At 58.2% G+C, this 6470-nt stretch carries 6 protein-coding genes; all 6 read left to right on the top strand.

Annotated elements, in window-relative coordinates; translation table 11 throughout:
- A partial coding sequence (locus tag LAT75_RS14855) for a hypothetical protein (protein ID WP_291483490.1) occupies positions 1-237 on the top strand: 237 nt, incomplete at its 5' end.
- A gap of 244 nt (positions 238-481) precedes the next feature.
- The gene (locus tag LAT75_RS14860) at positions 482-946 is read left to right on the top strand and encodes a helix-turn-helix domain-containing protein (RefSeq protein ID WP_291483492.1); all 465 of its coding nucleotides are present in this window, start codon (positions 482-484) and stop codon (positions 944-946) included.
- A 92-nt stretch (positions 947-1038) separates the two neighbouring features.
- Complete coding sequence (locus tag LAT75_RS14865; protein ID WP_291483494.1) at positions 1039-1494, top strand: hypothetical protein; 456 nt, start codon at positions 1039-1041, stop codon at positions 1492-1494.
- A 525-nt stretch (positions 1495-2019) separates the two neighbouring features.
- Positions 2020-2655, top strand: a complete 636-nt coding sequence (locus tag LAT75_RS14870) for a dienelactone hydrolase family protein (protein ID WP_291483496.1) — start codon at positions 2020-2022, stop codon at positions 2653-2655.
- Between the two features lie 526 nt (positions 2656-3181).
- Positions 3182-5461: a formate C-acetyltransferase gene (pflB, locus tag LAT75_RS14875; protein WP_291483498.1), complete on the top strand. Its 2280-nt coding sequence runs from the start codon at positions 3182-3184 to the stop codon at positions 5459-5461.
- Between the two features lie 119 nt (positions 5462-5580).
- Positions 5581-6315 (top strand): pyruvate formate-lyase-activating protein, encoded by a 735-nt coding sequence (gene pflA / locus LAT75_RS14880; RefSeq protein ID WP_291483500.1) that lies wholly within the window; start codon positions 5581-5583, stop codon positions 6313-6315.
- Positions 6316-6470: the final 155 nt, after the last annotated feature.

Raw genomic sequence — 6470 nt, forward strand, 5'->3', positions numbered from 1 at the left:
GCGCTGGATTGGCTGCGGGTTGGCGTGTTTGCTGTTTTGTGGGCATTTCGGAGTTCAGAGGCTGTTCTTTTCCAGCGTCTGAGAAACAAAAATCCGCGCAAATCCGGCCCAATCCGCAAAATCCGCGGCCCATCCACGCCCCGATGCGCGCAATTCCCCTCTCGAGAGGGGTGCCCGGGTGAGCGCAGCGAACAGGCGGGGTGTGACCGCACCGATGCCGGATCTCACCCCGGCTGACACGGAAGGCGGCAAACGGCCACAGTGCTTTTGGGCGGCACCGCTCGCATCCCCCCCTTTGCGCCCTTGCTGCTTTGCGCGAAAAAAATCCGCGCAAATCCGGCCCAAATCCGCGGGCCATCAGTGCGTACCGGCGTAAGCTGGCGAAAAGTTGTAGCGTTTATAGCGTTTGAGAGGTATATTAAGAACAAAACCACTTCCAATTAGCCACATAGTTTCAATTTTAACTTCAACATCTTGCTCAATGAAACACCGGATTGAAGCCACGGAAATCAGTTCTGATATGATGGATCAGCTTAAAAAGCTGCTTCGGCCTGAGGGCGGGAGGCTGCATCTGCTTGCTGAACATGATAATCAAAAGACTCCGCTGCCGGAGCCGTTGACACAGCTGCTGTGCGGCCTGATCGGTTTGCTGGAGCAGGGACATTCCGTCACCCTTTTAGCCGATGCTAAACCGCTGAGCTCACAGCAGGCAGCGGATTATCTGGGGGTTTCGAGGCAGCATCTGGTGAACCTGCTTGAAGACGGCGTCATACCCTACCACAAGGCGGGTACGCACCGGAGGGTGAAACCGGAAGACCTTCAGGCGTTTGCGAAGCTGCGGGATGCTGAAAGGCGCGGTACGCTTGATGCGCATTTTGATGCGGTGAATGAAGCCGGGAAATATGACAGCAGCTATACCGGAAGCAAAGATGCGGAAAGGGCCTGAGCGGGTTTTGCCGGATGCCTGTGTGATGCAAATTTTGCTGTTTGTGATCTTCTGCTGCGTCTTGGCGAACAACCGGCACTGATCGCCCCTTTTTGGTCAGAACAAATCCTTCAGGAAGTGTACCGTACGCACACCCATGCTTTGCGTGGGAAAACGAACTGGCAGCTACCTTCCAGAATGCGGTCCGCAAGGCTTTTCCGCATGCGATGATTACGGGACACGACCCGCTCATTCCGCTGATGACAAATCATCCGAAAGACCGGCATGTGATGGCGGCAGCAGTGCACGTCAGGGTGCCGGTGCTGCTCACATTTAATCTGAAGGATTTCCGCCTGCCCGAACCTAAGACGTACCCTGATCTTTTTCAGGTTAAGGTGATGCATCCGGATGCATATCTTTGCAAATGCTTTCGGCAGAATCCCGAATTGGTTCGCTTGCGGCTGCATGAGATCGCCACCCGAAGGAAAACGGATTTTGCGGAAGCCGTGCGCTACCTTGGTAAAGCGCTGCCCCGTTTTTCGGAAGAAGTCATTGGGTCAGGGGCCTAAAAGTTTTTTTACTTACGATCCGGAAACAATCCGCAAAAAACGGAATCAATCGGCCTGTTGTCCACACCTGAAATCCACCCCATGCCGTCTCGATCGCTTCTCATGTGTAACGCACCCTTCAAAGACAAAAAGGCCGGTCGTACCGGCAGCCCCCCCCGAAGCATCATGTGAGAGAACCCCGAAGCCGGGACCTGCCCCGAACATGGCCCGGCCGTCGCGGCAAAGACCTGACAGGTTTCCAAAACCTGTCAGGTCTTTGCCCGTTTCGGAGTCCGAATCAGGCCCCGTACCCCATGAACAGACACGGGATTCAGCACGGGCCATGGGGGGCGACAAACCTCCAGGGTTTCAAAAACCTTGGAGGTTTTAACTACGCGATCGCCCACCATTTTTGTTGCATCGATCCGCACCAATCCGCGGGCCATAGATTCAGGGTGTTTTCCTGATGAATGATTTCGCCGCAAAATGGATTATTTGTTCAAACAATTAATTTCCAGCTCATCCTAATTCTTAACTCACATTATTATGAGTACCCTTCATAACCCGCAGCATCTTTTTCATACCGGCAGCAGCATTGCCGATGCGGAGCGCATCGTGCTGATGGTGCATGGTCGCGGGGCATCCGCGGAGAGCATTCTCACCCTCGCGCAGGAATTCAATGTGGTGGATGCGGCCTTCATCGCGCCGCAGGCCACCAACAACACCTGGTACCCCTACTCTTTTATGCGGCCTACGGATGAAAATCAGCCGTGGCTCGATTCGGCCCTCAGCAGCCTGAAATCCATCACGGACGATCTGCTGTCGCAGGGCAAGCGCCGCGAGCAGATTGTAATTCTCGGGTTTAGTCAGGGTGCCTGCCTTGCTACCGAATTTACGGCCCGCAATGCGGGGCGCTGGGGCGGGGTCGTAGCCTTCAGCGGCGGACTCATCGGCGACCGCATCCGGCCGGAAACCTACTCCGGCGACTTTGCCGGTACGCCGGTCTTTCTTGGCTGCAGCGACAACGATTTCCACATCCCCGAAAGCCGGGTACACGAGTCGGCGAAGCAGCTCGAAACCCTCGGTGCCTCGGTCGAAACCATCATCTACCCGGGCATGGGGCACACTATTATTATGGATGAAATCCTGAAGGCGCAGAAAATTATCGACCGGGCGGGGTGATGTCCTGATCACCCGGACGACAGCACGGCTTCCCGGGCGAATCCGCCCGAAGCTGTCCGTCAGCCAAATCTGCAGAGCCGCGATGACTCGCGTCTCTGCCGCGTCGGCGACCCTCACAACCACGTCCACCACCAGTAACGGGCCGCGATACCGAGGCCAAAAATGCGGATGAAGCCGGCGGTGACACCGCCTCCTGAAGACGATTCGGCTTCGAAGCGCACACATCAAAAAGCAAGGGACATGCCGCCGATTTGGGATTTTTCACAAGCAATGCAGACCGTGATGTGCACGGAGTTCCCCCTAAAAAAAACGAACGCTGCAATCACACGGGCTGCCGGGATCAGGCTGGCCGGGCGGCTGACGGATTTGCGCATCTTATAATAGCGCTTCCAACGGGTGTAGCGCGGCGTTTCGGCTCAGAATCGCACGATGCTGCGCGTATGCTTCGATTTTACTTTCAGGAAGTGAAAAAATTGGGTATATTCTGATATTCGTATTAGAATAATGATTTAACTTTTTTACTGCTATGTTCAACAATACCCCTTCTGCTGCTGACCTTCCTTTTTTGACCGACGACGCCCCCCGCTGCTACCGCGATTTTAAGGGCGGTACCTGGAATCATGAAATTGATGTCCGGGATTTTATCCAGAAAAATTACACGCCCTTCACGGGGGATGGCCGCTTTCTGGCCGGTCCTACCGACAACACCCGCCTGCTTTGGGAGCAGGTGCTCATCCTGATGAAAGAAGAGCGCCGCAAGGGCGTGCTTGATGCCGATACCGAAGTGGTTTCGGGCATTACCTCGCACAAGCCCGGCTATATTGATCAGGATTTGGAGCGCATCGTGGGGCTGCAGACTGAGAAGCCCCTGAAGCGCGCCCTTATGCCGTTTGGCGGCTTCCGTATCGCAAAAAATGCGCTGGAGAGCAACGGCTATCAGATTTCTGAAGAAACCGAGAAGGCCATCACCGGCCTGCGCAAGACCCACAACGACGGCGTTTTTGATGCCTACACCCCCGAAATCCTGAAAGCACGGAAGAGCGGAATCGTTACCGGTCTGCCCGATGCCTACGCCCGCGGGCGCATCATTGGGGATTACCGCCGCGTTGCGCTTTACGGCACGGCCCGCCTCATTGCGGACAAGCAGGAGCAGCGCGCTTCGCTGGAAGCCGCAAGCCTGAGCGAAGAGATCACGCGTCTGCGGGAAGAGCTGGGCGAGCAGGTGAAAGCGATTCAGGAGCTGGAAGAAATGGCGGCGAGCTACGGTTTTGATATCAGCCGCCCCGCCGAAAACGCAACCGAAGCCGTGCAGTGGCTGTACTTCGCCTACCTCGGCGCCACCAAAGAGCAAAACGGCGCGGCCATGTCGCTCGGACGCGTTTCTACCTTCCTCGACATTTATTTTGAGCGCGACCTTAGCGAAGGCACCCTCACCGAAGCCGGCGCACAGGAGCTGATCGACCATTTTGTGATGAAGCTCCGCATGATCCGCTTCATGCGCACGCCCGACTACAACGAACTTTTCTCCGGCGACCCCACCTGGGTTACCGAAGCCATCGGCGGCATGGGCGTTGACGGCCGTACGCTGGTGAGCAAAACCGCCTTCCGCATGCTGCAAACCCTGCACAATTTGGGTCCGGCCCCCGAGCCGAACCTCACGGTGCTGTGGAGCGACAAGCTGCCCGACGGCTTCAAAAACTTCTGCGCGGAAACCTCGATCCGCACCTCGTCGCTGCAGTACGAAAACGACGACCTGATGCGCGGCTACTGGGGCGACGACTACGGCATCGCCTGCTGTGTTTCGGCCATGCGCCTGGGCAAGCAGATGCAGTTTTTCGGTGCCCGTGCCAACCTCGCCAAGACCCTGCTCTACGCCATCAACGGCGGACGCGATGAGATCAGCGGTGAGCAGGTGGGTCCGATGCTTGCGCCGATTACCAGCGAGCGCCTCACCTGGGATGAGCTCATGCCCCGCTTCGAAGCCATGAGCGAATGGCTGGCGCAGGTGTACATCAACGCGCTCAACATCATCCATTTCATGCACGACAAGTACTACTACGAGCGCCTCGAAATGGCCCTGCACGACCGCGATGTGATGCGGACCATGGCCTGCGGCATTGCGGGGCTTTCGGTAGTGGCCGATTCCCTCAGCGCGGTGAAGTACGCCGATGTGCGCATCATCCGTGATGCGCGCGGCCTGGCCGTCAATTTCGAAACCACCGGCGAGTTCCCGACCTTCGGCAACAACGACGACCGTGTGGACGGCATCGCGCGCGACCTGGTGAAGAGCTTCATGAACAAGCTTGCCAAGCAGCCGACCTACCGGAACGCCATCCCCACGCAATCGGTGCTCACCATTACCTCCAACGTGGTGTACGGCCTCAAAACCGGCAGCACGCCTGACGGACGCAAAAAGGGCGAGCCTTTCGCGCCGGGTGCCAACCCGATGCACGGCCGCGACCTGAACGGCGCCGTTGCGAGCATGATGAGCGTGGCCAAAATGCCGTACGAGTACGCGCAGGACGGCATCTCCTACACCTTCTCTATCATCCCCAAAGCGCTGGGGCGCAGTGAGGAAGACCGCGTTGGCAACCTCACCGGCCTGCTCGACACCTACTTCGGGGCCGGCGGACACCACATTAACGTGAACGTATTCGACCGCGAAACCCTGCTTGATGCCATGGAGCACCCCGAGCAGTACCCGCAGCTTACGGTACGCGTGAGCGGCTACGCGGTGAACTTCAACAAGCTCACCCGCGAGCAGCAGCTCGACGTCGTAACCCGGACCTTCCACGGCCAAAACTAAGGCCGGGTCCCGGTATCCTTCACCAATTCAGCACAAGGCAAGGCCGGGCAGGCTGCTCCCCGAAACGGAGCGGTCGGCCGGCTGCCCTGCTGCCAAGCACGCCACAAACCTGAACTGACATGGAAAATACGAGCGGCTACCTGCACTCGGTGGAATCGGCTGGTACCCTCGACGGGCCCGGGGTTCGTCGGGTGCTTTTTTTACAGGGCTGCCCCCTCAACTGCCTGTACTGCCACAACCCGGATGCGCGGCCTTTCCGCTGCGGGCAGAAAACCGACGCCTTCACGCAGCTGCGCGAAATAGCGCGCTACCGCGACGTGTTCCGGCGCACCGGCGGCGGCGTAACCCTCTCCGGCGGCGAACCGCTGAGTCAGCCGGCCTTCGTGAAAGCCATCTTTGAAGGCTGCAAGCGCATGGGCGTGCACACGGCCCTCGACACCTCCGGCTACACCGGCTGGCGCGCCGACGACGAACTGCTCGGCAACACCGACCTGGTGCTGCTCGACATCAAGCACATCCGCCCGGAAAACTACAAGCAGCTCACCGATGTGGCCCTGCAGCCCACCCTCGACTTTGCACAGCGGCTGGCCGGTCTCGGCGTCCCCGTTTGGCTGCGGCACGTGCTCGTGCCCGGCTACACCGATCACCCCGACTACCTGGCCGAACTCGCAGCCTTCGCGGCCACCCTGCCCAACATTGAGCGCGTCGAAATCCTGCCCTTCCACAACATGGGCCGCTACAAATGGGAGCAGATGGGCCTCAGCTATCAGCTGAACGACACCCCCGAGCCCGACGCTGCCGCCGTTGAAGCCGCCCGCAGCCATTTCAGCGCGCACGGCATGCCGGTTTTCTGATTTTATTTTTTTGTATGATGAGGACGGCTTTTGTTTCGGGTGATGGCATCCCAAACCGAAACCCGCTCCGAGCGTTGCCCAAACCCTGATTTTAACCTTATCCCGACCTTGTTCTCTTTTCTTGACCGCAAACACACGGTTGCAGGCCCCGACCA

It is taken from the genome of Cyclonatronum sp., from assembly GCF_022565315.1.
Classification (GTDB): domain Bacteria; phylum Bacteroidota; class Rhodothermia; order Balneolales; family Cyclonatronaceae; genus Cyclonatronum.